We start from the raw sequence: 26,117 nt of genomic DNA on the forward strand, positions 1-26,117 counted from the left end.
TATAAGGGAGACACACTTGACACACTGGATTCGTTTTCGCGATGCCGGCGGCAGCATCGGTTTCGGTACGCTCGATCAGCATTCTGGCCGCGTCGTGCAGCACGACGGCGCGATGTTCGACAATCCGCGCCCGACCGACATGTCGTTCGCCGTCGACGACCTGACGCTGCTCGCGCCCTGTCAGCCGAGCAAGGTCATCGCGCTGTGGAACAACTATTACGCGCTGTCGCAGAAGCTCGACAAGGCGCCGCCGCAGCATCCGCTCTTTCTCATCAAGCCGCCGATGTCGGTGATCGGGCCGGGCGAGTCGATCCGCCGGCCGAAGAGCTATCACGGCAAGATCGCGTACGAGGGCGAACTCGGCATCGTGATCGGCAAGACGGTGAGCGGGGCGTCCGTGGAGGAAGCCGAAAGCGCGATCTTCGGCTACACGTGCGTGAACGACGTCACCGCGATCGAGCTGCTGCAGGAAGATCCCAACTTCGCGCAATGGTGCCGCTCGAAGGGCTTCGACACGTTCACCTGCCTCGGGCCGGCGATCGTCACGACGGGCAACGGCTTCGACTGGCGCACGGCGAGCGTCGTCACGACACTCGAAGGCGTCGAGCGCCAGAACTATCCGCTCGACGACATGATTTTCTCGCCCGCCGAGCAAGTGAGCATGCTGTCGCAAGACATGACGCTCGTTCCCGGCGACGTGATCGCGTGCGGCACCTCTATCGGCGTCGGCTCGATCAAGGACGGCGCGCGCGTGGATGTGTCGATCGCCGGAATCGGCACGCTGTCGAACGTGCTCGAAGCATGATCGCGGATGGACTCGCGGGCGCGCTCTGCGTGCTCGCGGCGCTGTCGGCGGGTTCGTCGATGCGTGCGTCGCGCGGAAGGCGGGAAACGAGCGCGCTCCTTGCCGCCGCGTGCTTCGCGAGCGGCGCATCGGGCGGAACCGCGCTCGTGCTTGCGCTGGTCGCGGGATTCATCGGGTATCGATCCGCGCGTGCGACGCCGGGTGTATCGGCGCAATCGCTCTTCGCGACGATGGCGTTCGTCGCGTGGGCGCTGCCGGGCCCGGACAGCGCGTATGCGGTGCTGGCGGGCGGCGCGCTGGCGGCATTGGCTTGCGTCGTCGTTCGCCGGCACACGAACGGAGCAAGCGCGAACCTTCAATCGATGCATCTCGCCTGCGCAGGCGCATGCGCGGCGTTCGCCTATGTGCTCGGCGTTCAGTCGGACGTGATTTCCGTTATCGCGATGCTCGCGCTCATCGGCGCGCACTTGTCGCTCGCGATGGGCGGCAACGCGGCCGCGCCGGTCGCATACGCGATGAGCGCGGCGGCGGCTGGCGGACTTGCGCTCGCGGCAGCGATCGGCGGTTCGCATGGCGCGCTCGTCGTGGCGGCAGTCGCGATCGCCGTCGGCTGCACGCGGTCGGCGACGCTCGTCGGCATCGTGCGCGAGACGCCATGAAACGACAAAGCCGGCGCAACCTTCGCGCCGGCTTTGCATCGCGATGCCCGAGACACATCAGCGATCGCGATTCCACAACGCGCCGAGCACGAAGCCGACGGCCGCCGCGATCAGCACGCCCTGAATCGGCTGGCTCGCGACCGCGAGACGCACGTTGTCGACGGTCTGACCATAACTTTGCTGCAAGTTGCCGTAAGCCTGCCGCACCTTGCCTTCGGCTTGCGTGCCTTCATCGCCCGTCAGTGCGCCGACTGCGTCCTGCACTTTGCCGACGACCTTCTGTGCCGCGCCTTCCACTTGATCCTGCACCATGGTGCCTCCCTTCGGTTGAGCGGTTTCTCGTAAATCCGGATTCGCCGGAACGCTCATCAGCAGCACGCAGCGTGCCCGGGCCAATTCAGGCCGAACCGATCAGTCCCTTCACGGCGTCGATCAAATCGTCGATAGAAAGCGGCTTGCGGCGAAACTGCGCATGCGGATGCTCGAGCGCCGGCGCATGCGCCGCCGCGCTCATGAGGATCACCGGCACGCGTGCGAGGGCGTCGCTCGCGGCCAGTTGACGGATCAGTTCGACGCCGTCCATGTGCGGCATCATCCAGTCGGTGATGACGAGGGCGGGCGGATTCGAGCGCGCCGCGTCGAGCGCGGTCCGTCCGTTGGACGCGGTCGAAACTTCGTAGCCCTCCATTTCGAGCACGAGGCGCCACGTGGTCAGAATGTCGAATTCATCGTCGACGACGAGGATCTTCTTCATGCGCGCGCGCCGGGGTCCGACACAGACAGCGCGGGCGCGGCGATCGACGGGTGTCCGGACAAGATACCCGTCGAGCCAATGAAGCCTTCGCTGATATGCAGGCCGCGCGAGTCGATCGTGAGACGGCGGATCGCCGAATCGTGCGGGCCTTCGCGCTGCTTGACGATCGACACCATGCGATACAGCGAGGAATTCGCCTCGACATAACGCATGAGCACGATGTTCTCGGTCATCGCGGACGCGCGCAACGTCGTGGGCTGCACCGAATCGCCGTAGAGCGGCATTTCCTCGGTGAGCAGGGTCGTCACGCCCGCGTCGCGCAGACGGTGCGTGAGCGCGTTGAGGAAGAGGCCGAAACGCTCCGTGCGGTTCGCGGACTGAAAAAAGCCGTCGATGCCGTCGACCACGAGCCGCGACGCATTCGTGTTCCGCACCGCGGTCATCAGTTCGACGGCGAGCTCGTCGATCGCGAGTTCGACAGCCGGATGCCAGCGGATCGCGAGACGTCCGTCCTGCACGGCCGGCGCGAGATCGATGCCGACCGACAACGCTTTGGCGAGAAGCCGCTCGGGCGATTCGTAGAGGCCGAAGTAGACGCAGCGCTCGCCGCGTTCGACGCCCGCCTGCAGGAACTTGAGCGACAGCAGCGTCTTGCCGATGCCCGATGGCCCGACGAGCGTCGTCGTCGAGCCGCGCACGATGCCGCCGCCGAGCATCTGGTCGAAATCGGGAAAGCCGAAGCTCAACTTGTTCTTGAAGTCCGGCGCGCCGTCATCGTTCGCGGGCGACGCCTCGATGCGCGGAAAGGTCACGAGACCGTTCTCCGTGATCTTGAAGAAGTGCTTGCCGAGCAGATGATCGCGGGCGCGCAGCTTGTGGACTTCGATTTCGCGGGCACGCCGCATGCCGGTGTTGTAGCGGTTCAGTTCGATGAGCCCGTCGACGAGCGTGTGCTCCGGATGCGGCTCGTTGCCCGAAAGCGGCGCGAGGATCAGCGTCGTGCAGCGCGCGGCGCTCACGAACGCCGAAAGCTCGTGGATGAACTGCGAGAGTTCGAGTTCCGTCGAGCTGAATTCGCGCGCGCTGCGAAAGCCGTCGATGACCATGAAACGCGGCCGGCTCGTCTTGATCGTCGCCGCGATCAGCGCGAGAAAGCCGGACAGGCCGTCGCGCATCAGTTCGTGATAACCGGAGACGAAGAGCATCCGGTCGGAGATGGCGTCGGCGTTGTAGAACGACAGTCCGCGAAGATGAGACAAAAGCTTGGTGTGCGATTCGGCGATCAGCGTGATGTACAGGACCATGTCGCCCTGCGCGACGCGATGAAAGCCGATCTGCGATGAAAGAATCGTCTTGCCCGCGCCCGCCATGCCTTCGATCAGATACAGGCCGCCCTCGACGAACCCGCCGCCCAGGATGTCATCCAGGCCCGCGACGCCCGTCGTCACGTTGCCGTCGTTGGCAGCGTGTTGCCGGGGTTGAGCGGTGGAGTGCTTGTCGTCTTGGTTCATGGGATTTTCTTTTTTACTCGGCGTACCGGCTTTTTTGAGAAGGCGAATTATGGCTGACTATTGGCAAGCCGTGCTGGAAGCCATACCGCTCATGCCCGCCGTCGCGCCTTTGCGTGCGCGGTTTTGGGCGGCCACGCGCCTTTGCGTCGTCGCTGCGGCCTTTTGAAGCGAGCCCGCCGGGGCCGCGCGCGGGCGAATGCATCATGCACGCATTTTCTGCGCCCGAGCGTTTTGCGGATGGGAGCGATTGCCCGCCAACAGGAATTCTTTGAGAACTGTCTCATGGGCACTCGGAGCAGCGGGTGATGAAATGACGAACGTCTTACAGGGGCGCCGGTGTTTTCTCCCGCCGCTTCACTCCGGCGCTCGCGCGCCTTCATTGCCTTCATCTCGCCATGCACCGTTCGCACTCGATTCCGGGCGCTCTTGCGCTCGCCGCCAGCTTTTTTGTTCTTTTTGCCGCGACAGCTTCGGCCGCCGCGCCGCACGCCACCGAAAGCCTGCCCGACGCGCGCATTCTCTCGGCCGCGCCTTTCGTTTTCCACGGCGACCGCCATATTTTTTCGCGCATGTCCGTGGAGCCGTCCGATTCGCGCATCTTCATGCCGGTCGAAACGATCCGCAACCTGAGCGAGCCGCGTTTGTCGCAAGTAAGTTTCAAGCGCACATCGACCATTTAAAGACGCACGGATTAACGGCGTTCGAATGAAGTATTGAGTCGTCTGGAATCGATTGCCTTGCCGCGCCATAATTCTTTCCGGGCGACGCGCGTTGCCATTACGGAAAATCGCAATGAAGCGCTGGGTAATTGCGGAAATCGTGCTGATTGCCGCCGGTTTGTCCGGTCCGTTGGCGCGGGCCGCTGATTCATCGCCGATGAGGCCCGAAGCGGCTATTGCGAGCAATGGCGATGTCGCGGAACTCGAGAATCTGCTTGCCGCCGGGAAAATCACGGCGTTACGCAGGACGTTGAATGGCAGTTATGGCGCGAGTCTCTCGTATTATCCCGACGAGATGATCTATTACGCCGCGCTGTTTCAGCAAAGCAATATCTGGCGCGTGTTCAAAACGCAAAATGACGCGCGGGCCGAAACGGTCTATGCGGATTTCGCCAAGACGTCGAACACGCTCGCCGATGCGGAAATAAAGCGCATCAAGCTCGAAGCGGAGAAGGCATATGCGGACCGGCAGATCGCCGCCCAGCAGGCGCGCGCGAACCGGCTGCAAGCCGATCTCGATATTGCACGCGCGCAGCAAAATCAGGTGACGAGTTATCAAGTGGAGCAGCAGAATGCGATCCGCGAACTTCGCACGGAGCAGGCAGCGGCGCAGGCGCAACTTCGCGCGCTGCAGATCCGCGTGCAGGAGCTTCAGAAGCAATCCGACGGCGACCTTCCGGTCCCGTCCAAATAGGGCTTTCGATACGAGTGCCGCCGGCCTTGTATTTGGGAGTTGTCCGCTTAAATCGCACGAATTGTCACGCTACAATCGCGCAGCTTTCGGATTGCTTATCGAACGTTTGGCGCACCCGAAATCGATCCATCATTTTTCACGTCACCTTTGGGTTGTTCCCCGGCCCGGAATCGAGGTGCGCGCTCAGCGGCTCGCACTTTGAAATTGACTTGCATGACCACCAAGATGCTCACGAAAACCCTTGCTGTTAGTCTTATCGCCGCTGCCGTACTTGCGGGCTGTTCGTCCACGTCGGGACCGGCCTTCAATATCAGCGAAATTCAAACGTCGGATGGCCAGAAGGCTTTTCGCGCCGAATGCTACGGTCTGTTCGAAAACGGCAGCGCCTGCATGACCGCGGCTCAAAAGATGTGCGGCGATCAAAAGGTGAACGTGCTTCAGACGCTCGCCGGAACGAAGACGCCGAGCGATCCGCGCAACGTAATCTTCAACTGCGTGACGCCGCCCCAGCCGGTCGTTGCAACGCCGGAACCGGCGCCAGCGAAGGCCCCGGCTGTCGTGCCGCGCAAGATTTCGCTCGACGAAAAGACGAACTTCGCCTTCGACAGCGCCGCGTTGACGCCGAAGGCCAGGAGCATTCTGGATAAGCTCGTCGCCGACTCGAAGGGTGCGAATTTCGCGTCCGTCACGGTCGAGGGCTACACGGATTCGATGGGCCCGGATGCCTACAACCTCGGTCTGTCCCAGCGTCGCGCGCAGGCCGTGCTCGACTACCTGAAGGGACATGGCCTGAGCGCCGAGAACTTCGCGATGAAGGGTTTCGGCAAGGCCAATCCGATTGCGTCGAACGCAACGAGCGTCGGGCGTGCGGAAAATCGTCGTGTGGAAGTGATGCTTACGCCGTAATTCATCATCGGACGATGTCGAAAAAAACCCCCGCGAACCGATGGTTCGCGGGGGTTTTTGTTTTGTCGCCGACTGTGCGCTGCTTCAGAAGAGCGCGAGTTGTTCGCGCCCCGGACCGCCCTCCAGCGTGAGCAAATGGCGTTTGCGTTCGACGCCGCCCGCATAGCCGGTCAATTCCCCGTCGACGCCGATCACGCGATGACACGGCACGATGATCGCGACCGGATTGCGTCCGTTCGCGCCGCCGACGGCCCGCGATGCGCCCGCGGGCAAGCCGAGCCGGCGCGCGAGATCGCTGTACGTCCACGCGTCGCCGAAAGGGATCTGGCAAAGCGCGTCCCAGACTTGTCGCTGAAAGGGTGTTCCGCGAAACTGCACCGCAATCGAAAACTTCCGACGCGTACCCGCGAAGTATTCGCCGACCTGCTCGCGCGCATCGGCAATCACGCGGGATCTCGGCGCTGTCTCCGACAGCGTCGGCGCGTGCAGACCATCGGGAAAATACTTCTGTCCGATGAAGAAGAGACCCGTCAGACATTCGTCTTCGGCGCGATACAAAATGTGCCCGAGCGGGCTCGGGCCGACATGGCATTCGATCACTTCGATTCTCCGCGCGGCTGTCTTCGGCGACGGCCGCTTCAGATGAACGGATTATCGGCGGTGCCTGACGGCGCATCCGGCTCGTCGGGCAGCTTCGCGGGCAGCGACGCATCGCTTTGCAACGCTTCGACGATCGCACCGATCGCCTTCTGAAGCGCCAGCGCGTTCGCGAGTCCGGCCTTGTCGCGGGCGATCGTCAAATTGCCGCTGATCGTGAGGCGCTTCACGCCGTTCTCGATGTTGATCGCGTCGCCCGCGATGTTCATCACATCCGTATCGTTTGCAAATGGCTTAAACACCGCGCAATCCTCCAATTCGCTTGTCCTTCAGTCCGTCCGGGATGCCGGGAAACGCGAGTCCGCTCATCGCTTCCAGTTCGTGCACGGTTTTCATCGTGTACGTGTTCGTCGGCGTATTTTCGATCACGACCGCGAACGCGATCTGACGCTGCGGCAAATAGACTACTTTATACAGTTGCGTGGGCACGAACACGCGCGATTCGCCGATCGTCTGCAACTGACGTCCCGAGAAGAGCGGCCCGGTGACGACATACGCTTCGCCCGATTCCTCCGTGAGCCTGCGCACCGCTTGCTCGATGCGCGACCAGATGCGCCGGTTGTTCGACGGATCCTGCGGGACGATGTTCGCGAGCGAGAACGATTCGGCCATGCCTTTCTTGCTTGCGCGATCGCCCGCGGGACTCATGTGGCCGCGGTCGTAACCGCTCCTCTTGTAGTCGGACAGTTGCGCGGCCTCGTCGGGCGGCAGACGTTTGTCGACGAAGAAGCGATTCGTGCGCGTGTTGTTCTTCGCCTGGTCGACACTGCTCGCGGTCAGATGTTCCGCCGACCACAGCGGCCCTTTCGTGATGCCGGAGTGCAGCAGCGCGAAGTCGGAATAGCAGACTTCCTGCGTCGACGCGCGCATCTTCGAATTGACGACGACCGGCGCGCGGCCGTTCGGGCTGAACTGCGGACAGTCGCTCGCGGATGCGCTGATGCACGCGAATGCGAGGAGCGCGGCGGCGAATGCCTTGATGCGGCGTTGCATGCTTGGAATGATCCTGACGACGATCGGGGTCGCAAAGTATAAGCGCTGAATACAGCATGCGGGCGCGTGCGAAATTCAGCCGCGCTAGAATGCGTCGGCCGACGTCATCTTCAGATCAAAAAATGAAACCAGCGCGCAGCAAGCCGTCCGTCGTTCGATCCTTGATGTTGTGTCTCGCGATGTCCTTCGCTTTACAAGCACATGCCGACGAAGCCACGCAAGCGGCCGGCAATGACGGCCCCGCATACGGCCCCGAGTTGCAGGGCTTCGACTATCCGTATCCGGTCGCGCGCTTCGCGCTTACGTCGCAGCGCCAGGTCGTGCGCATGGCGTATATGGATGGGCATCCGGCGCATCCGAATGGACGCACCGCGGTACTTCTGCACGGCAAGAATTTTTGTTCGGCGACGTGGAAGCAGACGATCCAGACCTTGAGCGATGCGGGCTATCGCGTGATCGCGCCGGATCAGATCGGCTTCTGCAAATCGACGAAGCCCGCGCGCTATCAATACAGTTTCCAGCAACTTGCCCGCAACACGCATGCGCTGCTGACCGCGCTCGGCGTGTCGAAGGCGACGCTCATCGCGCATTCGACGGGCGGCATGCTCGCGGTGCGCTACGCGCTCATGTATCCGCGCGAGACGGAGCAGCTCGTGCTGGTGAATCCGATCGGGCTCGAAGACTGGAAGGCGAAGGGCGTGCCGTCGATTTCCATCGACGACTGGTATGCGCGCGAGCTCAAGACGAGCGCCGACGGCATCCGCCGCTATGAGACGAGCACGTACTACTCGGGCCAGTGGCGCGACGACTACGAACCGTGGGTGCAGATGCTGGCGGGCATGTATCGCGGACCGGGCAAGGACATCGTCGCGTGGAACTCGGCGTTGCTGTACGACATGATTTACACGCAGCCCGTCGTCTACGAATTCGATCAGTTGAAGACGCCGACGCTATTGCTTATCGGCGACAAGGATACGACCGCGATCGGCAAGGACTTCGCGCCGCCCGAGATTCGGCCGATGCTCGGGCGATATCCGGATCTCGCGAAGCTGGCGAAGGAGCGTATCGAAGGCGCGAAGCTGGTCGAGTTTCCGGAGCTTGGGCACGCGCCGCAGATGCAGGATCCGGCCGCGTTTCATAAGGCGCTGCTGGAGGGGCTGGCGGGGCAATAGCTTCGATTCGCTCGCAAAGTTTCGTTGGCTGTTCTGCATTGCGATTTCGCTCAACGTGACCATGATCGTGCCACGCCGACGCAGGGCGGCCATTATCTGGCGCACGTTATTGCAGGTCTTCTCTTGTCGATGCTGACTGTGCCGACCTCCAAGAAAATCGTTGGACGAAGCGAGGGCAGACTTGCCATCCGCGCAGAAACCCGACGCACCATACCTCACCTTCTCAAAGTCGCACACGAAGCCCGCTCGATCGCCGGCACCTGAATCGCCAACGTAATACCTCTCGCCACCATGAAAACAGTGAGCGCCAGCCACAGCCCGTGATTCCCGAGCGATCCCGCGAGCGGCCACGCAGCAAGCAGAAAGGCAGCAAGCGAGACGGCCATCGCCTTCATCAACTCGCGCGTGCGCGTCGCGCCGATGAACACGCCGTCGAGCTGAAAGCCCGCGACCGACGCGAGCGGCAGAACCGACGCCCACGGCAGATAGCGCACCGCCGCCGCCTTCACGACCGCCTGATCCGTGAGCTTGCCGATGATCCATTCGCCGCTAAACCAGAAGACGATGGAAAAGCCCGCCGCGCCGATTGCCGACCAGAACATCGTCACCTTCACGGCCTGACGGAACGCGTACCGGTCGCGCGCGCCCGCCGCCGCGCCGACGAGCGCTTCGGCCGCGTGCGCGAAGCCGTCGAGACCGAAGGACATGAAGGTCTGGAAGTTCAGCAGGACGGCGTTCGCGGCGAGGATCGCATCCCCCTGACGCGCGCCGAGATGCGCGAACCAGCCATACGAACCGAGCAGGCAGATCGTGCGGATGAAGATGTCGCGGTTGATCGCGACGACCCGCCTCAACGCGTGCGCGTCGAAGAGCGAGCGCGGGACGAGCGGCGCGAGACCGCGCGGACGCAGATGCCAAAGAATCGCGAGTCCGAGCGCAAAGCCGCAGAAATCCGCGAACGCCGTTGCCGCGCCGATGCCCGCGATGCCCCAATCGAAGCGATACACGAAAAGCAGCACCGCGATGATGTTCACCAGATTGATGAAGATCTGCGTGACGAGCGCGAGCCTCACGCGCTGGCAGCCGAGCAGATAACCCAACACGACGTAATTGCCGAGCGCGAACGGCGCGGCCCAGATGCGCGCGTGACAGTACGCGCTCGCGGTGTCCTGCACGGCGGCGCTGCCGCCCAGCGCGACGAGCGCGTAACGAATGATCGGCACTTGCAGCACCAGCACCGCCGCGCCGATCGCGAGTCCGAGCAGCAACGCGCGCAGCACGCTCTTGCGCAAGGCGTCGTCGTCACGCGCGCCGAACGCCTGCGCCACGAGTCCCGTCGTACCCATGCGCAGAAAGCCGAAGCCCCAGAACACGAAGCTGAAGACGAGCCCGCCGAGCGCGACGCCGCCGAGATACTGCGGCCCGTCGAGATGCCCGGCGACAGCCGTGTCGACGGCGCCGAGAATCGGCTGCGTGAGATTCGCGAGAACGATGGGAAAGGCCAGCATCATCACGCGCCTGTGCCAGTGCACGGGCAGCGCGGCGGCATCGGTTGAATCGGTCTGCAAGGTCGGCGGCCTGAAGTTTCGAGCAAGGGCGTCATTGTCCGCAGCGGACGCGGACCACGCAACGTCTCGCGAACGCCGATAATGCGCCTCATGAAAACGTTCGCGCTCTATGTCGTCACCGCCATCGCCGAGATCGCCGGCTGCTATTTCCCTCATCGATGGCTCAAGGAGGGCGGCTCGCCGTGGCTCGTCGTGCCCGGCGCGCTGTCGCTCGCGCTGTTCGCGTGGCTGCTCACGCTGCACGCCGCGGCGGCGGGGCGCGTCTACGCGGCGTATGGCGGCGTGTATATCGGCGTGGCGATCGCGTGGCTATGGGCCGTCGAGCGCATCCGGCCGACGGCGTGGGATGTCGCGGGCGCGGCCATCGCGCTCATCGGCATGGGCGTGATCGCGTTCCAGCCGCGCGTCTAGAACCGCTCAGGCTTCCAGCGCCAGCAGCGCGAACGTCGCGAGCCAGTGCTCGCCCATGTAATCGCCCGCGACATGCGCAATGCCCGACGCCAGATGTTCGTGCGCCGCCGTCTCGAGCACGGCGATACGCGCATCGCCCGCCGGCAGCGCGCGTGCGATCGTGCGCTGACACCACGCGCGCGAGAGGTTCAGGCCGTCGAGATGCGCGAGCTTGCCGTCGCTGCGATCGGTGACGGTGGCCGGCGCGAAGAGCGTCGCGGGTTCTCGCTCGGCGATGCGCGGCAGAAACCGGTCGAACCAGCGGACGAAGCGCTCGCCCGGCAGCACATGACGCATCAGCACGGCTTCCATCAGCGACGGCGACAGGAACTCGTCGCCCGCCGGTTCCCACGCCTGACAGCCTTCGTCCTTCTCGAACCAGCGCAGGGCGGTTTCCTTCAGCAGATGCTCAAAATCGGCGTTCTGCGCGACGCGCGCGTAACCGATCGAAAGCGTCAAGGCGAACGCCATGTTGAAGTGCGTGCCGACGCGAAGCGGATACGTCGATTTCGGCAGGAATTCCTCGAAGCGTGCGACGAATGCGTCCGCGAGCGGCTGGAGCGTGCGGGCCCAGCGCGCGCCGTCATCGGAACGCATCGAGCGCAGATGGCCTGCGAGCGCGAGCAGCCACGCCCAGCCATAAGGCCGCTCGAAGCCGCGCGCGGCGGGACGCTGCAGATAAGCGACTTCAGCGGCGACGTTAGCCTCGGTGACATGCTCGTCGATCACGGCGCGAATGCGCGGCGCGTCCGGCAGATCCGGAAAGCGGTCGATCAGCCGAGCGATCAGCCAGTAACCGTGCACGCACGAATGCCAGTCGAAGCTGCCGTAGAAAATCGGATGCAGCGCGCGCGGGCTTTGCACGTCGGCAACGCTTGCCATGACGTGATCGAGCTTGTTGGGATATTCGCGCGTCAGGTGGCCGAGCGCGACTTGCGCGAATGTCGACGCGAGCGCGGCGTCGAGAATGATCGGTTGATGCTGACTCATGCAGTCCTCGTCGATGTGAATCGTGATCCCGAGACTTTATCGATAAATAATCGTCAAAATCTTTAATCAGGGTAACCACCTAGTACGAACGATCGAGGCAAAGACGATTTATGTCGAAAGCGTTGAACGATGCCGTCGCAAGGGCGGCAAATGCTTTTGCGGCAAGCCTGAGCGGGTGGGGCGGTCATCGGTGAACGCGATGCGGGCGCGTCCTTGCGCGAATTTTCCTACTCCGTTCGGCCGTGTTTCGCGCGCCACGATCGCGCGCCGGTTGCGAAACCGCGTATAAACTTGCGCCCGAACGCCGCCAAGAGCGCCCGGATCGGGGATGAAACCCCGACATACGCCATCCAGACAGTGACCAAGAGATCAGAAACAACATGACCGACCTTCCCGCTTACACCGCAGAGGACACCCGGCGCCGCGTTTTCGCCATCGTCGGCGCCTCGTCGGGCAACCTCGTCGAATGGTTCGACTTCTATATCTACTCGTTCCTCGCGCTGTACTTTTCGGCGGCGTTCTTTCCCGGCGGCAATCCGACGGTTCAGTTGCTGAACACGGCGGGCGTGTTCGCGGCGGGCTTCCTGATGCGCCCGATCGGCGGGTGGCTCTTCGGCCGCATCGCCGACAAGCACGGCCGCCGCAACGCGATGATGATCTCCGTCCTGATGATGTGCGGCGGCTCGCTCGTCATCACCTTCCTGCCGACGTACGCGTCGATCGGCGCGTGGGCGCCGTTCCTGCTGCTGATCGCGCGCCTGTTCCAGGGCTTGTCGGTGGGCGGCGAATACGGCACCAGCGCGACGTACATGAGTGAAGTCGCGCTGCGCGGCCGGCGCGGCTTCTTCGCGTCGTTCCAGTACGTGACGCTGATCGGCGGCCAGCTCGCCGCGCTGCTCGTGCTCGTGATCCTGCAACTGTTCCTGTCGACGGAGGAGCTGAAGGCGTGGGGCTGGCGCATTCCGTTTTTCATCGGCGCGTGCGCGGCGCTGATCTCGCTGTACCTGCGCCGTTCGCTCGACGAAACGTCGACCGCTGAGACGCGCGATCGCAAGGAAGCGGGCACGCTCGCCGGCCTGATGCAGCACAAGGCCGCGTTCATGACGGTCGTCGGCTTCACGGCGGGCGGCTCGCTCATCTTCTACACGTTCACGACCTACATGCAGAAGTATCTGGTCAACACGGCGGGCATGCACGCGAAGACCGCCAGCAACGTGATGACCGCCGCGCTCTTCGTCTACATGCTGCTGCAGCCGCTGTTCGGCGCGCTGTCGGACCGCATTGGCCGCCGCGCCTCGATGCTTTGCTTCGGCGCGCTCGCGACCATTTGCACGGTGCCGCTGCTGCACGCGCTCTCCACGGTGACGAGCCCGGTCATGGCGTTCGTGCTGGTCGTGATCGCGCTCGCGATCGTGAGCTTCTACACGTCGATCAGCGGTCTCATCAAGGCGGAAATGTTCCCGCCGGAAGTGCGCGCGCTGGGCGTCGGCCTGTCGTACGCGGTCGCCAACGCGGTGTTCGGCGGCTCGGCGGAGTATGTGGCGCTGTGGCTGAAATCGGCGGGCAGCGAATCGACGTTCTTCTGGTATGTCACGGCGATGTGCGCCATTTCGCTCATCGTCTCCTGGCGCATGCTCGATCCGAGCAAGGAAGGGTATCTGCGCAACGAACCGTAAGCCGGCCGGCGGCGTGCGCGTCGTGTCGCACGCCCGCATCGGCGCGGACGCCGTTGTCCGCCCGGCTTGCCGATGAAGGTAGTATGGTGTTTTATGCGGTATGTAGACGACGCACCGGCCACGGTGCACGATGTTGATCGGAAAGCGCGGGAACCGGATACGCATGCGCGCAGCGCCGCCGCGCGCAAATCCGATGTGCACGTTCGGGCGCGTCGGACTGCCTGGAGCCTGTTCATGGAAGATTTCGACGAAACGCTGTTCATAGTCTGGCGAGCCAACCTCAATGTCCTGGTCGGCTCGCCGGGCGGCGCTGGCCGCCTCGCGCGCATGATGAACTTCTCGCCGACGTTCATGAAGCTGATCGTCGGCGGTCAGCGCGATTTCAACGAGGAATTCGTACGCGGCATCGAGCTCGTGACCGGCCTGCCGCCGCACTGGATGGACGAGCGCCGCACGCTGGACGAGATTCCGCCCGACGTCCTGCGCGCGATCGACGAGGAAACGCCGATGGCCGTGTTCCGCGGCACGGCCCATCCCGCGCCGAAGCGTTCCGTGTTGCGCGGCCCGGAACCGCTGCTTTCCCAGACCGAAGCGACGCGCCGTGTCGCCGATCAGGCCCAGCAACAGGCCGAAGCCAACCGCCGCGATCTGGTTTTTCGGAAGAATCGCGAGCTGCTGTCGCAGGACTTACGCCGCCTGGAGCGCCAGCTCGGCTTGCTGCAGGTCGAATCGATGCAGCCGAAGGTCGATGAACTCATCGCGTCCGATCGCATGAGCGAGTCGGCGAAGGCCGATCTGACCGGGCGTCTCGAACAGATCGACAAGCACGTCAAGCTGTTACATCAGCACGTCGAGAAGCTCGTGGTGCTGCTCTCGAGTCCGGATGAGCCCGACTCGGGCGAATAACCGAACGACTACTTGTTTTTCCGGTCTTCAGGCGATTCCGGCTCCGGATGCACCGCGATCGGATCGCTTGCGGGGAAGGTCTCTTCCAGCGCCTCGTCGAGCAAATCCTCTTCGGTTTCCTTCTTCGGTTGTTCCTGCTTCGAACGTTCATCCCGGCTGGCTTTGGTCATGGTGCGCTCCAAGGTGCGAAATCATGGACGATTCAATATAGCAGCCTCGATGTTCGCGCGCTTCAGCTCTCCCGCCGGTAATCCGCGGGGCGCACGCCCGTCCACTTCCTGAATGCGCGCCGGAACGCGCTCGGTTCCGCGAAGCCGAGCGCATCGGCGATTTGCGGAATCGTCTCCTGCGTATGCGCAAGACGCGCGATGGCCAGATCGCGCCGCAATGCGTCCTTGATCGTCTGATAGGTCAGCCCTTCCTGCTTCAGACGCCGCCGCAGCGTGGCTTCGGCCATATGCAGCGCGGCCGCGATGCTTTCGGCTTCCGGCCAGTCCGTCGGCGCGGTTTGCCGAAGACGCGTCCGGATGCGCGCCGCGAGCGAATCCGGATTGCGATACTTCACGATGAAATTCGCCGGCGCATCGCGCAGGAAGCGCTTGAGCGTGGCGGACGTCTGCACGATCGGCAGCGCCGCGCATTCGGCCGACAGGTCGACGAACGAGCGCGTCGCGTCGAAACGCAGGTCGTTGCAGAACATGAGGCGATATTCGTCGCTGTCGGCGGGCTCGGGGCAGCGCATGTGCGCCGCGAGCACCGGAATGCGCCGCCCGACCAGCCAGCACAAGAGCCCATACACGAGGATGAAGCCCGTCGCGTAGGCGAACATCGACTTCGGTCCGGCTTTGTCGGCGAGCCAGATTCGCACGCGCTTGTCGTCGATGTCCGGCTCGAAGCTCAGATCGTCGAGCACGAGCCGCATGAAAGTCGCGATGCGCCCGAGCGCCTGCGCGCCGTCGCGCGAGGAAAGCGCCGCGTGGCATAGCAGCACGAAGCTGCCGCGCCGCATCGGATGGGCGTCCTGGCCGAAGAACTCGTCGTCGAGCGCGTCGGCGGTGGCGTTCCACAGCTTGCCGTACTGGACCGGCGACACCCGCGCGCGCGGCGAATCGAGCGTCGCCGGCGCGATGCCCGCCGCGGCCAGCAAATGCCCGCGCGCGACGCCGCGCGATTCGGCGCATCGCAATGCGGCTTCGACGAGGCTCACGGAAATCGAGTCGCGCTCGATCTTTTTTTTGGTACTTGGGGTTGTCACTAGGTGGCCAAAGCGCTCAGTTAGCGTGATCGTTTTGGGCATCGGCTAACGTTAGGCGATTGCCTAGACTCGTGCTCAGACGGCCCAGCCGCCCATCATCGACCGGGCGAGCGGCGGCCAGAAAGTTTAAACGATCGATGCGGCGAGCCTCGCCGCGCAAGCCCCCATCACCGAATTCAGAACATGATCGACGCATTTCTCACCGAAGAGCAGCGCATGATCCGCGACGCGGCTCGCCAGTTCGCAACCGAAGTGCTCGCGCCGAACGCGGGCCAGTGGGACAAGGACGGCGCGATCCCCGACGCAGTCGTGCGGCAACTGGGCGAACTCGGCCTGCTCGGGATGATCGTGCCCGCCGAACTCGGCGGCACCTTCAGCGACTACACCGCCTACGCACTCGCGATGGAAGAGATCGCCGCCGGCTGCGCGTCCTGCGCGACGATGATGAGCGTGCACAACTCGGTCGGCTGCGGGCCGATCCTCGCGTACGGCACCGACGCGCAGAAGGCCGAATGGCTGCCGAAGCTCGCGAGCGGCGAGGTTATCGGCGCGTTCTGCCTGACGGAGCCGCAGGCGGGCTCCGAAGCGAACAACCTGCGCGTGCGCGCCGTCGAGAAAGACGGCAAGTGGGTCATTTCCGGCAGCAAGCAGTTCGTGACCAACGGCAAGCGCGCGGGCGTGGCGATCGTTTTCGCCGTGACCGATCCCGATCAGGGCAAGCGCGGCCTCTCCGCGTTCATCGTGCCGACGGACACGCCCGGCTTCAACGTCGGCGCGCCGGAGCACAAGCTCGGCATCCGCGCGTCGGATACGTGTCCGATCAACTTCGACGATTGCGCGATTCCCGCCGCGAATCTGCTCGGCAAGCGCGGCGAGGGCTTGAAGATCGCGCTGTCGAATCTGGAAGGCGGGCGCATCGGCATTGCGGCGCAGGCGCTCGGCATCGCGCGCGCGGCATTCGATGCGGCGCGCGCCTATGCGAAGGAGCGCGTGCAGTTCGGCAAGCCGATTCAGGAACATCAGTCGGTGGCCAACATGCTCGCCGACATGCAAACGCAGATCAACGCCGCGCGCCTCTTGATTCATCACGCGGCGCGCATGCGTACCGAAGGCGTGCCGTGTCTGTCGGAGGCGTCGCAGGCGAAGCTGTATGCGTCGGAAATGGCGGAGCGCGTGTGTTCGGACGCGATCCAGATTCACGGCGGATACGGCTATCTGCAGGATTATCCGGTGGAGCGTCATTATCGCGATGCACGCATCACGCAGATTTACGAAGGCACCAGCGAAGTGCAGCGGATGGTGATCGCGCGCAACGTATAAATCTTTGGAGACGCAATGAACGAAGCCCAGGCATTCATCGAAGCACGAGACTTCCTGTTTGCTCATCGCACGGACTACGACACCGCGTATCGCGACTTCAGATGGCCGTCGCTCGATCGCTTCAACTGGGCGCTCGATTATTTCGATCCGATGGCGCGCGGCAACGACGCGCCCGCGTTGCAGATCGTCGGCGAAAGCGGCGACGAGACACGGCTTTCGTTTGCGCAGATGAGCGAGCGTTCCGCGCGCGTCGCGAATCATTTGCGGGGGCTGAACGTGAAACGCGGCGAGCGCATTCTGCTGATGCTGCCGAATCGCGTCGAGCTATGGGACACGATGCTCGCCGCGATGAAGCTCGGCGCGATCGTCCTGCCCGCGACGACGCAGCTTGCGAGCGCGGATTTGCGCGACCGCATCGCGCTAGGCGGCGTGCAGCACGTCATCGTCGATGCAGCCGAAACGAGGAAATTCGATGGCATCGACGTACCGGGCTTGCGCATCGCGGTGGGCGGCGCGCAGGACGGCTGGCTCGCGTATGAAGCCGCGTACGACGCATCGGCGGAATTCGCCAAGGACGGCGAAACGTCCGCGAACGATCCGTATCTGCTGTACTTCACGTCCGGCACGACGTCGAAGCCGAAGCTCGTCGCGCATACGCATCAGAGTTATCCGGTCGGGCATCTCTCGACGATGTACTGGATCGGCCTGCAACCCGGCGACGTCCACTGGAACATCAGCTCGCCCGGCTGGGCGAAACACGCGTGGAGCTGCTTCTTCGCGCCGTGGAACGCGCAGGCGTGCGTGTTCATCTACAACTTCAGCCGTTTCGATGCCGCCCGCGCGCTCGATGTGCTCGTGAAGCACGAAGTCACGACGCTGTGCGCGCCGCCGACCGTATGGCGCATGCTCGTGCAGGAGCCGCTCGCGTCGTACGAGGTGAAGCTGCGCGAGATCGTCGGGGCGGGCGAGCCGCTGAATCCGGAGATCATCGAGCGCGTGCAGCATGCGTGGGGATTGCCGATCCGCGACGGCTACGGCCAGACCGAAACCACCGCGCAGATTGCCAACACGCCGGGCCAGCGGCTCGTGCCGGGCTCGATGGGCCGTCCGCTGCCGGGTTATCGCGTGGCCTTGCTCGATCCGGATGGCAATCCTGCCGAAGAAGGCGAAATCGCGCTCGCGCTCGATCCGCCGCCGCTCGGCCTGATGACCGGTTACGCCGATAACCCCAAGGCCACCGAAAACGCGATGCGAGGCGGCTTCTATCGCACATCCGATGTCGCCGCGCGTGGCGCGGACGGCTACTTCGTCTACGTCGGCCGCGCGGATGACGTGTTCAAGTCGTCGGATTACCGCTTGAGCCCGTTCGAGCTGGAAAGCGTGCTGATCGAGCACGAAGCGATCGCCGAGGCGGCTGTCGTGCCGAGTCCCGATCCGCTGCGTCTTTCGGTGCCGAAGGCGTTCGTCACGCTGCGTCACGGCTATTCGATCGGACCCGAACTCGCGAAAAGCGTGTTCGCGTTCTCGCGCGAACGGCTCGCGCCGTACAAGCGCATCCGCCGGCTCGAATTCGCGGAATTGCCGAAGACCATCTCCGGCAAGATTCGCCGCGTCGATTTGCGCCGGCAGGAAATCGCGCGCACGCAGGACGGCGCGCGCGGCGAGTTCGAGTTCTGGGAGGAAGATTTCCCGGAGCTGCGCCAGACCAGCAAGGCCGACTAAAGGAATTCATGAGCACGCTTGAACTTTCACGCGACGCGCCGGAAGTCGCCTTCGAGGTCGTGAACCGCGTGGCGATCGTCACGCTCGACCGTCCGCATGCCTTGAACGCGCTCTCGCACGGCATGATCGCGCATCTCGCCGAACGTTTCGCGCAATGCGCCGCGGACGATTCGATCGCCGCGGTCGTCTTGCGCGGCGCGGGAGAGAAGGCGTTTTGCGCGGGCGGCGACGTGCGCAAGCTCTATCACGCGGCGCGCAACGATCCGCATCACGAGACGCCGTGGCTCAAGTTTTTCATCGATGAATATCGGCTCGATTTCACGGTGCATCGCTTTGCGAAGCCGGTTATCGCGCTGATGGACGGCATCGTGATGGGCGGCGGCATGGGCCTCGCGCAAGGCGCGGCGTTGCGCATCGCGACCGAGCGCACGCGCATGGCGATGCCGGAGACGCGCATCGGCCTGTTGCCCGATGTCGGCGCGACGCATTTCCTGCGCGTGCTGCCGCGCGATCTCGCGCTTTACGTCGGGTTGACGGGCGCGCGTCTGTCGGGCGCGGATGCGCGGCGTGTCGGTCTCGCGGACGAATGCGTGCCGTCGACGTGGCTGCGCAGTTTCGTCGAGCGTCTCGAAGCTATCCGCTGGGACGATGCGCAGGACACGATGACGCAACTGGCGCGCGTGTTCGTGCCGAGCGCGAATGTCGAACGGCACGCGCCGCTCGACGATATGCGCGCGCAAATCAAACGCCATTTCGCCGTGTGCGCGACGGGCGGCGTGGAACGCATCGTCGCATCGCTCGCAACGGATGAATCCGACTGGGCGCGCGCGACGCTCGCGCTGCTCGAAAGCCATTCGCCGACGATGCTCGAAGTCACGTATCACGCGCTTTTGCGTGGCCGTCAGATGTCGCTCGCGGACTGCTTTCGCATGGAACTCGGCGTCGTGTACCGCGCGATCGATGACGGCGATTTCGTCGAAGGCGTGCGGGCGCTCATCATCGACAAGGACGAGCGGCCGCGTTTCGCGCCGACGACGCTCGCGCAAGTGCGGGCCGAGCGCGTGCAGCACTTCCTGTCATCGCCGTGGCGCAGGGAAATGCATCCGCTCGCCGATCTGTAGGCGGGACCTCTCGACGGAATTCGCAAGCAAATGTTTCTGCAGCGAACCGTCCAGATGACCGATGGTCGAATCGGGCTTATCGAACATCGGACAATTCTGAGGAGGAACCGAACATGGCGAACCGTACGTATCGAACGGCGCTTCTTTCGGCTGGGATCGCATTTGCGGTAATCGCGCCGGGGGCATCGTACGCACAACTCAATCTTCAACAGTTCGGCTTCGGCAGCGGCAAGTCCGACGTGACGTCGGGCGCGAACGGCGCGACGCAGCCTTCGGCGCTGAATTCGCTTCTGCAAAGCTATGTCGGCGCAAACCAGCAAGTGCTGACCGGGCAGTCGACCCTCGCCTCGGCGATGGGCATGTCGAGCGTCGCGAGCCAGGCGCAATCGGCGGCGGGGTTGCTCTCCGGCGCATCGGGCGGGAACGCCGTTCCGAGCACGAGCGTATTGTCGCAACTCGGCGGCACGCAGCAGAGCGTGTCCCAATCGCTGATGCAGGCATTCACGAACGGCTCCGCGACGCCGCCGACAGCCGCCAGCAAGAAGACCTTCAGCGACGGCCTCGCGTCGCTCGGGCAGGGCGTGAAGCAGTACGCCGGCCTGCAATCGAATCTCGGCTCGGTGACGAATTCGATGAACATGTCGTCGCTGCTGGAGGCGGGTTCGAATCCGTCGACCGTGCAGGCGGCGAGCTATGTCGCGCAATCGGCGCCGGGGCAGTTGCAGTCGCTCATGCAGACGCTCTCGCAAGCGGTGCAGTACGCGAAGACCAATGGCATTTCGGTGCCGTCGATCGCGACAGCGGCGCTGAGCGCCGCGCAGTAACGCGATGTGAAGCGGCGATCACGCGCGCAAAGGAAAAGCGGCGGGGCTCATGCGAGCCACGCCGCTTTTTTCGATCGCGGGAGTTGGTTCAGTAGCTTGCCGCCTGACGCATCGCGAGACGCCTGAGCAGGGGCAGCGCCTGCGGCAGGCCCGATTTGGGCATCGAGGGCGGAAGATACGAAACGTCGGCGACGTCGGCGAGTTGCTGCATGCGCGGGTCGGGATCGAGCACTTCCAGCGCGGGCGGCTCGACCGGTTCGGCTGCGACGCGCTCCGGTTTATCGACGGAAATGCCGAGCGAATGACGCACGTCGACGCCACGGATATGCACCTTGTAGCCCGCGTCGGTCACGACGCGTTCGCGCGATTTCCAGAATTCGAGTCCCGACGGCGTCATGGGATGCATCGACACGTATTCGACCACGATCTCATAGCCGCGAACTTTCGGATAATTCAACAGCAATTTGCCTGAACGAATATAACGGATGTAGCGGTCGATCTTCTTTGTGAGCAAATCCTGATGCTTCTCTTCATCGCGCCAGTCCAGATCGTCGAAGAGCCCGACATATACGCGCTTGAAGAGAATATTCACTCCGATGTAATCGATGTCGTCCACGTCACGCAAAGACATGGTCAATCCCCTGCGCCCTCAATCGGGCAAATAACGAAGGATTGCATTGTAACGGATATGCATCGCCCAAAAACCGTGAAACACCGTGTTAACTGGCACAAAATCTCATTTTCGTAAGAGTCCGAATTCTCGATTTAAGCGCATTCCGATTGTCGATAAAAAATGCGACAAATCGAGAATATCTTTATCAATTAACCCTGTCTTCCCGATGTATCCGCGAGACCCCGCGCCGACGGGGTGTTCGCGATTTCCTCGTTACTCATCGCTTCGACTTGCGGCAGCGGCGGTTGCTCGTTGATCCACGCGTTCAGAATCGTCGACGTCACGGCGAGAATCACCGGACCGATGAACAATCCGACTATTCCGAATGCGAACATGCCGCCGAGCACGCCGGAGAGAATCAGCAGCATCGAGAGATTCACGCCGCGCTTGATGAGAATGGGGCGCAGGAAGTTATCGAGCATCGCGATCATGATCGACCACACGAGCAGCATCGAAGCGACGACGGTCGATCCGTTCCAGAAGAGCCACGCAACGCCGCCGAGCAGCGGCAGGAGCGGGCCGATCTGCGCGAGGCACAGCATCAGCATGACCGCGGTGATGATGCCCGCGGCGGGCACGCCCGCAACCGCAAGCCCGATGCCGCCGAGCGCCGATTGCGTGACCGCCGTCACGACGATGCCGAGCGCGACCGCGCGGATCGCGAGGCCGGCGAGCTTGACGGCTTCGGCGCCGCGCTGCGCGGCGATGCGCGTCGCGAAGCGCGTGACGAAGCGGCCGGCCGCCTCGCCGTTGGTGTACAGAATGCCGGAGATGATGACGGTGATCACCATGTGCATGACGAACACGCCGACCACGGCCGCATGCGAAAGCATCCAGCGCGCGACGATCGTCACGTAGGGTTCGAGCTTCGCGAGCAGGCCGCCGGGGCCGGCGTCGGAGAGCATCTGCCATTCCTTCGATACGCGCGCGCCGACGAGCGGCACGTCATGGATCCAGCCCGGCGGCGGCGGCAGCGCGTAGCTCGGCAGACTCTTGACGGCGGCCATGATCTCGCCGCCGTGCTCCGCGAGCGTCGAGATCGCCGAATAGAGCGGCAGCACGATGACGACCAGCAGCATCAGCAGCATGACGGTGGTCGCGATCCAGCGGCGGTTGCCGCAGCGGCGCTGCACGGCGAGCATGAGCGGCCAGGTCGCGACGACGATCGTCGTCGCCCAGATGAGTCCCGGCAGGAACGGGCGCAGCACGTAGAGACTGCCGACCGTGAGCGCGGTCAGGATCGTGATGACGAGCAGAATGCGCGCGATGTCCACCGGCTGGCGGGGATTCGGATTCGGCTGTCCGTTGGATAGGATGGGCATGATGCGTCCGGATAAAGGTGATGATCGAAGCGGCGCCCGCGCAGAGGCCACGCGCGTGACGAGGATGAACGAGCGATAAGCGAAAGCCGGCGATCCGGCAAGCCGCTCCCGGCATCGACGGGCGCAATCATAACGGCACGCCAATCCATACTACTAAAAATCGGCGCCCGTCTTCCCCTGAAATACCCTTCGTGCAGCGCGTGCCGAAACGAACGCGCGCCTTTAACGAAATCTGGAAATGCATTTTTAAATTGCCTATTCTTTTTTGCGGGCGCAGAAGAGGGCACGCAATGTTCCGCCGCGCATAACGAGGCCCACACAAGAACGATTTGGGAGACTGACATGGCCGGTTTTTCCCGTACCTCGCTCGTTGCGCTCATTGTTGCCGTCGGTGCTTTCGGGATCGTGACATCGCCCGGAATCGAAGCCGCCGACGAAATCCAGAACGCCAACACGACGCAAGCCTCGCCAGTCCCGAGCTCGCTGCGATCCATCTCGCAGCAGCAGCTCGACGGCGCCGCGGGCGACAGCGCGTCGTGGCTGCATTCGAACGGATCGTATGCCGAAACGCGCTACGCGCCCGCGACGCAGATCAACACGTCGAACGTCGCCAAGCTCAAACCGGCGTTCATCTTCCAGACCGCCGTGATGGAGTCGATGGAAACCGCGCCGATCGTCTCGAACGGTGTGATGTTCCTGACCACGTCCTACAACCACGTCTACGCGATCGACGCGGTCACGGGCAAGGAGTTCTGGCATTACAAGCACAAGATGGGTCCGGTCACGACGTTCTGCTGCGGTCCGAACAATCGCGGCGTGGCGATCTCGGGCGACCGGCTCTTCATGGGCACGCTCGATTCGAAGCTCGTCGCGCTCGATGCGAAGACCGGCAACGTGCTCTGGTCGACGCAGATCGCCGATCCCGAAGAAGGCTATTCGGAGACGATGGCGCCCGTCGTCGTCGAAGACAAGGTGCTGATCGGCACGAACGGCGGCGAGTACGGCATACGCGGCTTCGTGAAGGCGTTCGACGCGAACTCCGGCCAGTTGCTGTGGACGTTCTACACGATTCCCGATACCGGCAGCGAAGGCGTCTGGGCCGAGAACGACGCCGTCGGCCGCAACATGAAGCGCGACATCGCGGCGGAAAAGAAGACGCTCGCGGAGAAGGGCGGCGACTTCAACAAGACGCTCGGCGGCGGCGTGTGGATGGCGCCCGCGATCGATCGCAAGACGCGCACGGTGTACTTCGTGGTCGGCAATCCGTCGCCGGACCTCTACGGCGCGATTCGTCCCGGCGACAATCTCTATACCGATTCGCTCGTCGCCGTCGATCTCGACAGCGGCAAGTACAAGTGGCACTTCCAGTACATCGCGCACGACGTATGGGATCTCGACGCGGCGAGCCCGCCGATTCTCATCGACGTGAAGGACAATAACGGGCAGATGATTCCGGGCATCATCCACGGCGGCAAGACGGGCTTCGTCTATGTGCACGATCGCCGCGACGGCAAGCTGATTCGCGTCTCCGAAGCGATGATTCCGCAGGAAGGCGTGTGGACACTGCCGACGCCCACCGGCGCGCGGATGCTGCCGGGCGCGAACGGCGGCGTCGAATGGTCGCCGATGGCCTTCAGCCCGAAGACGCGCATGGCGTATGCGGCGAACCTGCATCAGCCGATGACGTATCAGGTCGAGGAAGTCGCGTACCCCGGCGGCAAGCTGTGGCTCGGCGGCGCGTTCAAGGTGATTCCTTCCGAGCAGCAATGGGGCAGGCTCGTTGCGGTGAACGTCGATACCGGCAAGATCGCGTGGGGCTTCAAGACGGATCAGCCGTTGATCGGCGGCGTACTCGCGACGGCGGGCGGGCTCGTCTTCAACGGCGAAGGCAACGGCCTGTTCCGCGCCTTCGACGCCGCCACCGGCCGCAAGCTCTGGGAGTTCCAGTGCGGCGCGGGGGTCAACGCGCCGGCGGTGTCGTACATGGTGAACGGCAAGCAGTACATCGCGGTCGCGGCGGGCGGCAACACGCAGCTCGACTTCAAGCGCGGCAACAGCCTGCTCGTGTTCGCGCTGCCTCGATGATGACGCCTTCGAAGCGATCGAAACGCGTGCGTGTCTGGCTCGTCTACGCGCTGTGGCTCGTCGCGTGTCTGCTGTTGTCGCTGCCGTCGCTCTCGCGCGCCGCGGACGCGCAGACGGCTGCCGCGACGAAGGCCGCCATCTGCACATCGTGCCACGGCATCAACGGCAATTCGACGACGGGCGATTATCCGTCGCTCGCGGGGCAAACGTCGCGCTACATTTATCTGCAATTGCGCGACTTCAAGGCGGGCCGCCGCAGCGATCCGCGGATGTCGCCGATGGCCGCGAATCTCACGCCCGACGACATGCACCTGCTCGCCGATTACTTCGCCGCGCAAAAGCCCATCGCCGCCGATTTCAAGGCGGACCCGGTGAAAGTGGAAGCGGGCAGGAAGAAGTCGGAAGAGATTCTGTGCACGATGTGCCATCTCGGCGGCTTCTCCGGGCAGAACGAGATCCCGCGCGTGGCGGGACAGCAGTATCCGTACATCGTGAAGCAGTTGCAGGACTTCCGCGACCGGAAGCGCACCAACGACGCGGGCAACATGACGAGCGTGTCGAAGAATCTGACCGACGCCGACATCGAGAATCTGGCGAACTACATCGCGAATCTGCAATGACGCATGACAAAACGCCTACGCTTGCTGACCATTTTCCTGTCGATGACATGCGCGATCGCTTACGCGCAAGAGGACGCCTACACGCTCAACGAACGCCTGCTTTCCGCGACGCGCGAAGGCGATCAGGCGTCCGTCGCGCGCTTGCTCGATGAAGGCGCGGCGATCGATTCGCGCAATCGCATCGGCGACACGCCGCTCATCAGCGCGTGCAAGAAGGGCCTCGCGCCGATGGCGCGCATACTGATCGAGCGCGGCGCGAACGTCAGCCAGGCCAACGTGCAGGGCATCACGCCGCTGATGGCCGCGGCCTTCGACGGCAGCGACGAAATCGCCGCGCTGTTGATCGCGCGTCACGCGGATGTCGCCGCGACGGATCGCGTTGGCAAGACGGCGATCGAATACGCGGCGGGGCAGGGGCGCACGGCGATCGTGCAGCGTCTGCTCGATGCCGGTGTCGATGTGAACGCGGCGTATCGCAATCATCTGACCGCGCTGATGTGGGCGGCAGGCTACGATCGCGACGAAACCGCGTCGATGTTGCTCGCGCGCGGCGCGAAACGCGATCTGCGCGACGATCGCGGCCTGACAGCGAAGGACATCGCCGAGCAGACGCATTCGATGCGCGTCGTCGAGTTGCTGTCGAAGGGTTAATCGGCCGGGGAGCGTTGCGCGCCGACGCGCTGCAAATCGCTGGCCTCGGCCGTTTCGCGAACAA

At 63.7% G+C, this 26,117-nt stretch carries 28 protein-coding genes; 15 read left to right on the plus strand and 13 right to left on the minus strand.

Features of this window, described 5'->3' with window-relative positions; translation table 11 throughout:
• The first annotated feature begins 16 nt into the window (after window positions 1-16).
• Window positions 17-805: a fumarylacetoacetate hydrolase family protein gene (locus tag NCS00_RS15325; protein ID WP_250435532.1), complete on the plus strand. Its 789-nt coding sequence runs from the start codon at window positions 17-19 to the stop codon at window positions 803-805.
• Entirely contained in the window at window positions 802-1,464 is a 663-nt protein-coding gene (locus NCS00_RS15330; protein ID WP_250440436.1) for a hypothetical protein, read from the plus strand. The genes NCS00_RS15325 and NCS00_RS15330 overlap by 4 nt, the downstream gene beginning before the upstream one ends.
• A 57-nt stretch (window positions 1,465-1,521) precedes the next feature.
• Here the strand turns inward: NCS00_RS15330 and NCS00_RS15335 are convergent, their stop codons facing one another.
• From NCS00_RS15335 to NCS00_RS15350, 4 genes are all read right to left on the minus strand, one after another.
• On the minus strand, window positions 1,522-1,776 hold the full coding sequence (locus tag NCS00_RS15335; protein ID WP_008353889.1) for a CsbD family protein: 255 nt from the start codon (window positions 1,774-1,776) through the stop codon (window positions 1,522-1,524).
• Window positions 1,777-1,861: 85 nt separating this feature from the next.
• Window positions 1,862-2,218 (minus strand): response regulator, encoded by a 357-nt coding sequence (locus NCS00_RS15340; RefSeq protein WP_008353888.1) that lies wholly within the window; start codon window positions 2,216-2,218, stop codon window positions 1,862-1,864.
• Window positions 2,215-3,729 carry an ATPase domain-containing protein gene (locus NCS00_RS15345; protein ID WP_008353887.1) on the minus strand — a complete coding sequence of 505 codons (1,515 nt, stop codon included), beginning with the start codon at window positions 3,727-3,729 and terminating at the stop codon, window positions 2,215-2,217. The genes NCS00_RS15340 and NCS00_RS15345 overlap by 4 nt, the downstream gene beginning before the upstream one ends.
• A 385-nt stretch (window positions 3,730-4,114) precedes the next feature.
• Window positions 4,115-4,405, minus strand: coding sequence for a hypothetical protein (locus tag NCS00_RS15350; protein ID WP_250440437.1), 291 nt, complete (start codon window positions 4,403-4,405; stop codon window positions 4,115-4,117).
• A gap of 116 nt (window positions 4,406-4,521) precedes the next feature.
• Here NCS00_RS15350 and NCS00_RS15355 point away from each other — a divergent pair, with 116 nt between their 5' ends.
• A complete protein-coding gene (locus NCS00_RS15355) occupies window positions 4,522-5,142 on the plus strand; it encodes a DUF2968 domain-containing protein (protein WP_250440438.1) in 621 nt (206 codons plus the stop codon).
• 390 nt (window positions 5,143-5,532) lie between these two features.
• The gene (locus NCS00_RS15360; protein WP_160297400.1) at window positions 5,533-6,048 is read left to right on the plus strand and encodes an OmpA family protein; all 516 of its coding nucleotides are present in this window, start codon (window positions 5,533-5,535) and stop codon (window positions 6,046-6,048) included.
• Between the two features lie 84 nt (window positions 6,049-6,132).
• Here the strand turns inward: NCS00_RS15360 and NCS00_RS15365 are convergent, their stop codons facing one another.
• The 3 genes from NCS00_RS15365 to NCS00_RS15375 are packed head-to-tail and all read right to left on the minus strand — an operon-like array spanning window position 6,133 to window position 7,698.
• Window positions 6,133-6,648 carry a methylated-DNA--[protein]-cysteine S-methyltransferase gene (locus NCS00_RS15365; protein ID WP_008353883.1) on the minus strand — a complete coding sequence of 172 codons (516 nt, stop codon included), beginning with the start codon at window positions 6,646-6,648 and terminating at the stop codon, window positions 6,133-6,135.
• A gap of 38 nt (window positions 6,649-6,686) precedes the next feature.
• Complete coding sequence (locus NCS00_RS15370; protein WP_033536088.1) at window positions 6,687-6,947, minus strand: hypothetical protein; 261 nt, start codon at window positions 6,945-6,947, stop codon at window positions 6,687-6,689.
• Window positions 6,940-7,698: a DNA/RNA non-specific endonuclease gene (locus NCS00_RS15375; protein WP_008353873.1), complete on the minus strand. Its 759-nt coding sequence runs from the start codon at window positions 7,696-7,698 to the stop codon at window positions 6,940-6,942. The genes NCS00_RS15370 and NCS00_RS15375 overlap by 8 nt, the downstream gene beginning before the upstream one ends.
• A 179-nt stretch (window positions 7,699-7,877) precedes the next feature.
• Here NCS00_RS15375 and NCS00_RS15380 point away from each other — a divergent pair, with 179 nt between their 5' ends.
• Window positions 7,878-8,870 (plus strand): alpha/beta fold hydrolase, encoded by a 993-nt coding sequence (locus NCS00_RS15380; RefSeq protein ID WP_250440439.1) that lies wholly within the window; start codon window positions 7,878-7,880, stop codon window positions 8,868-8,870.
• Window positions 8,871-9,085: 215 nt separating this feature from the next.
• On the opposite strand, the gene NCS00_RS15385 is transcribed toward NCS00_RS15380, so the two are convergent.
• On the minus strand, window positions 9,086-10,381 hold the full coding sequence (locus tag NCS00_RS15385) for an MATE family efflux transporter (protein ID WP_250440450.1): 1,296 nt from the start codon (window positions 10,379-10,381) through the stop codon (window positions 9,086-9,088).
• Between the two features lie 147 nt (window positions 10,382-10,528).
• Between NCS00_RS15385 and NCS00_RS15390 the strand changes: the two genes are divergently transcribed.
• Window positions 10,529-10,849 (plus strand): YnfA family protein, encoded by a 321-nt coding sequence (locus NCS00_RS15390; RefSeq protein WP_008353867.1) that lies wholly within the window; start codon window positions 10,529-10,531, stop codon window positions 10,847-10,849.
• Between the two features lie 6 nt (window positions 10,850-10,855).
• Here NCS00_RS15390 and NCS00_RS15395 read toward each other — a convergent pair whose 3' ends face one another.
• A complete protein-coding gene (locus NCS00_RS15395) occupies window positions 10,856-11,878 on the minus strand; it encodes a DUF2891 domain-containing protein (RefSeq protein WP_250440440.1) in 1,023 nt (340 codons plus the stop codon).
• Between the two features lie 380 nt (window positions 11,879-12,258).
• Between NCS00_RS15395 and NCS00_RS15400 the strand changes: the two genes are divergently transcribed.
• Window positions 12,259-13,554, plus strand: a complete 1,296-nt coding sequence (locus tag NCS00_RS15400) for an MFS family transporter (RefSeq protein ID WP_008353864.1) — start codon at window positions 12,259-12,261, stop codon at window positions 13,552-13,554.
• A gap of 234 nt (window positions 13,555-13,788) precedes the next feature.
• The gene (locus tag NCS00_RS15405; RefSeq protein WP_033536103.1) at window positions 13,789-14,460 is read left to right on the plus strand and encodes a hypothetical protein; all 672 of its coding nucleotides are present in this window, start codon (window positions 13,789-13,791) and stop codon (window positions 14,458-14,460) included.
• A gap of 8 nt (window positions 14,461-14,468) precedes the next feature.
• Here NCS00_RS15405 and NCS00_RS15410 read toward each other — a convergent pair whose 3' ends face one another.
• Both NCS00_RS15410 and NCS00_RS15415 read right to left on the minus strand, forming a co-directional pair.
• Complete coding sequence (locus NCS00_RS15410; RefSeq protein ID WP_008353861.1) at window positions 14,469-14,630, minus strand: hypothetical protein; 162 nt, start codon at window positions 14,628-14,630, stop codon at window positions 14,469-14,471.
• Between the two features lie 62 nt (window positions 14,631-14,692).
• Entirely contained in the window at window positions 14,693-15,688 is a 996-nt protein-coding gene (locus NCS00_RS15415) for an AraC family transcriptional regulator (protein WP_404989953.1), read from the minus strand.
• Between the two features lie 213 nt (window positions 15,689-15,901).
• On the opposite strand from NCS00_RS15415, the gene NCS00_RS15420 reads away from it, so the two are divergent.
• The 4 genes from NCS00_RS15420 (at window position 15,902) to NCS00_RS15435 (ending at window position 20,702) form a co-directional block, all read left to right on the plus strand.
• Window positions 15,902-17,035: an acyl-CoA dehydrogenase family protein gene (locus tag NCS00_RS15420; RefSeq protein ID WP_250440451.1), complete on the plus strand. Its 1,134-nt coding sequence runs from the start codon at window positions 15,902-15,904 to the stop codon at window positions 17,033-17,035.
• Between the two features lie 15 nt (window positions 17,036-17,050).
• Window positions 17,051-18,757, plus strand: a complete 1,707-nt coding sequence (locus NCS00_RS15425; protein ID WP_008353857.1) for an AMP-binding protein — start codon at window positions 17,051-17,053, stop codon at window positions 18,755-18,757.
• Between the two features lie 8 nt (window positions 18,758-18,765).
• Window positions 18,766-19,878 (plus strand): enoyl-CoA hydratase/isomerase family protein, encoded by a 1,113-nt coding sequence (locus NCS00_RS15430; protein WP_250440441.1) that lies wholly within the window; start codon window positions 18,766-18,768, stop codon window positions 19,876-19,878.
• A gap of 113 nt (window positions 19,879-19,991) precedes the next feature.
• Window positions 19,992-20,702 (plus strand): hypothetical protein, encoded by a 711-nt coding sequence (locus NCS00_RS15435; protein ID WP_250440442.1) that lies wholly within the window; start codon window positions 19,992-19,994, stop codon window positions 20,700-20,702.
• Between the two features lie 88 nt (window positions 20,703-20,790).
• Here NCS00_RS15435 and NCS00_RS15440 read toward each other — a convergent pair whose 3' ends face one another.
• Both NCS00_RS15440 and ydiK read right to left on the minus strand, forming a co-directional pair.
• Window positions 20,791-21,333: a DUF6572 domain-containing protein gene (locus tag NCS00_RS15440; RefSeq protein ID WP_008353854.1), complete on the minus strand. Its 543-nt coding sequence runs from the start codon at window positions 21,331-21,333 to the stop codon at window positions 20,791-20,793.
• Between the two features lie 191 nt (window positions 21,334-21,524).
• A complete protein-coding gene (gene ydiK, locus NCS00_RS15445) occupies window positions 21,525-22,697 on the minus strand; it encodes an AI-2E family transporter YdiK (RefSeq protein WP_075583509.1) in 1,173 nt (390 codons plus the stop codon).
• Window positions 22,698-23,039: 342 nt separating this feature from the next.
• Here ydiK and NCS00_RS15450 point away from each other — a divergent pair, with 342 nt between their 5' ends.
• Genes NCS00_RS15450 through NCS00_RS15460 form a run of 3 tightly spaced genes read left to right on the plus strand, consistent with a single transcriptional unit; the run spans window position 23,040 to window position 26,053 of the window.
• Window positions 23,040-24,782 (plus strand): pyrroloquinoline quinone-dependent dehydrogenase, encoded by a 1,743-nt coding sequence (locus NCS00_RS15450; RefSeq protein ID WP_250440443.1) that lies wholly within the window; start codon window positions 23,040-23,042, stop codon window positions 24,780-24,782.
• On the plus strand, window positions 24,779-25,402 hold the full coding sequence (locus tag NCS00_RS15455; protein WP_008353851.1) for a c-type cytochrome: 624 nt from the start codon (window positions 24,779-24,781) through the stop codon (window positions 25,400-25,402). The genes NCS00_RS15450 and NCS00_RS15455 overlap by 4 nt, the downstream gene beginning before the upstream one ends.
• A gap of 3 nt (window positions 25,403-25,405) precedes the next feature.
• A complete protein-coding gene (locus NCS00_RS15460) occupies window positions 25,406-26,053 on the plus strand; it encodes an ankyrin repeat domain-containing protein (protein WP_250440444.1) in 648 nt (215 codons plus the stop codon).
• Window positions 26,054-26,117: the final 64 nt, after the last annotated feature.

The sequence above is a fragment of the Caballeronia sp. AZ1_KS37 genome (assembly GCF_023631165.1).
Lineage (GTDB): Bacteria > Pseudomonadota > Gammaproteobacteria > Burkholderiales > Burkholderiaceae > Caballeronia > Caballeronia zhejiangensis.

What these genes read in the sequence shown, in the direction of transcription:
- NCS00_RS15330 (WP_250440436.1), top strand. Translation starts at nt 802, where the DNA reads ATGATCGCGGATGGACTCGCGGGCGCGCTCTGCGTGCTCGCGGCGCTG.
- NCS00_RS15335 (WP_008353889.1), bottom strand. Translation starts at nt 1,776, where the DNA reads ATGGTGCAGGATCAAGTGGAAGGCGCGGCACAGAAGGTCGTCGGCAAA.
- NCS00_RS15340 (WP_008353888.1), bottom strand. Translation starts at nt 2,218, where the DNA reads ATGAAGAAGATCCTCGTCGTCGACGATGAATTCGACATTCTGACCACG.
- NCS00_RS15345 (WP_008353887.1), bottom strand. Translation starts at nt 3,729, where the DNA reads ATGAACCAAGACGACAAGCACTCCACCGCTCAACCCCGGCAACACGCT.
- NCS00_RS15350 (WP_250440437.1), bottom strand. Translation starts at nt 4,405, where the DNA reads ATGGTCGATGTGCGCTTGAAACTTACTTGCGACAAACGCGGCTCGCTC.
- NCS00_RS15355 (WP_250440438.1), top strand. Translation starts at nt 4,522, where the DNA reads ATGAAGCGCTGGGTAATTGCGGAAATCGTGCTGATTGCCGCCGGTTTG.
- NCS00_RS15360 (WP_160297400.1), top strand. Translation starts at nt 5,533, where the DNA reads ATGACCGCGGCTCAAAAGATGTGCGGCGATCAAAAGGTGAACGTGCTT.
- NCS00_RS15375 (WP_008353873.1), bottom strand. Translation starts at nt 7,698, where the DNA reads ATGCAACGCCGCATCAAGGCATTCGCCGCCGCGCTCCTCGCATTCGCG.
- NCS00_RS15380 (WP_250440439.1), top strand. Translation starts at nt 7,878, where the DNA reads ATGTCCTTCGCTTTACAAGCACATGCCGACGAAGCCACGCAAGCGGCC.
- NCS00_RS15385 (WP_250440450.1), bottom strand. Translation starts at nt 10,381, where the DNA reads ATGATGCTGGCCTTTCCCATCGTTCTCGCGAATCTCACGCAGCCGATT.
- NCS00_RS15390 (WP_008353867.1), top strand. Translation starts at nt 10,529, where the DNA reads ATGAAAACGTTCGCGCTCTATGTCGTCACCGCCATCGCCGAGATCGCC.
- NCS00_RS15395 (WP_250440440.1), bottom strand. Translation starts at nt 11,878, where the DNA reads ATGAGTCAGCATCAACCGATCATTCTCGACGCCGCGCTCGCGTCGACA.
- NCS00_RS15400 (WP_008353864.1), top strand. Translation starts at nt 12,259, where the DNA reads ATGACCGACCTTCCCGCTTACACCGCAGAGGACACCCGGCGCCGCGTT.
- NCS00_RS15405 (WP_033536103.1), top strand. Translation starts at nt 13,789, where the DNA reads ATGGAAGATTTCGACGAAACGCTGTTCATAGTCTGGCGAGCCAACCTC.
- NCS00_RS15410 (WP_008353861.1), bottom strand. Translation starts at nt 14,630, where the DNA reads ATGACCAAAGCCAGCCGGGATGAACGTTCGAAGCAGGAACAACCGAAG.
- NCS00_RS15425 (WP_008353857.1), top strand. Translation starts at nt 17,051, where the DNA reads ATGAACGAAGCCCAGGCATTCATCGAAGCACGAGACTTCCTGTTTGCT.
- NCS00_RS15430 (WP_250440441.1), top strand. Translation starts at nt 18,766, where the DNA reads ATGAGCACGCTTGAACTTTCACGCGACGCGCCGGAAGTCGCCTTCGAG.
- NCS00_RS15435 (WP_250440442.1), top strand. Translation starts at nt 19,992, where the DNA reads ATGGCGAACCGTACGTATCGAACGGCGCTTCTTTCGGCTGGGATCGCA.
- NCS00_RS15440 (WP_008353854.1), bottom strand. Translation starts at nt 21,333, where the DNA reads ATGTCTTTGCGTGACGTGGACGACATCGATTACATCGGAGTGAATATT.
- ydiK (WP_075583509.1), bottom strand. Translation starts at nt 22,697, where the DNA reads ATGCCCATCCTATCCAACGGACAGCCGAATCCGAATCCCCGCCAGCCG.
- NCS00_RS15450 (WP_250440443.1), top strand. Translation starts at nt 23,040, where the DNA reads ATGGCCGGTTTTTCCCGTACCTCGCTCGTTGCGCTCATTGTTGCCGTC.
- NCS00_RS15455 (WP_008353851.1), top strand. Translation starts at nt 24,779, where the DNA reads ATGATGACGCCTTCGAAGCGATCGAAACGCGTGCGTGTCTGGCTCGTC.
- NCS00_RS15460 (WP_250440444.1), top strand. Translation starts at nt 25,406, where the DNA reads ATGACAAAACGCCTACGCTTGCTGACCATTTTCCTGTCGATGACATGC.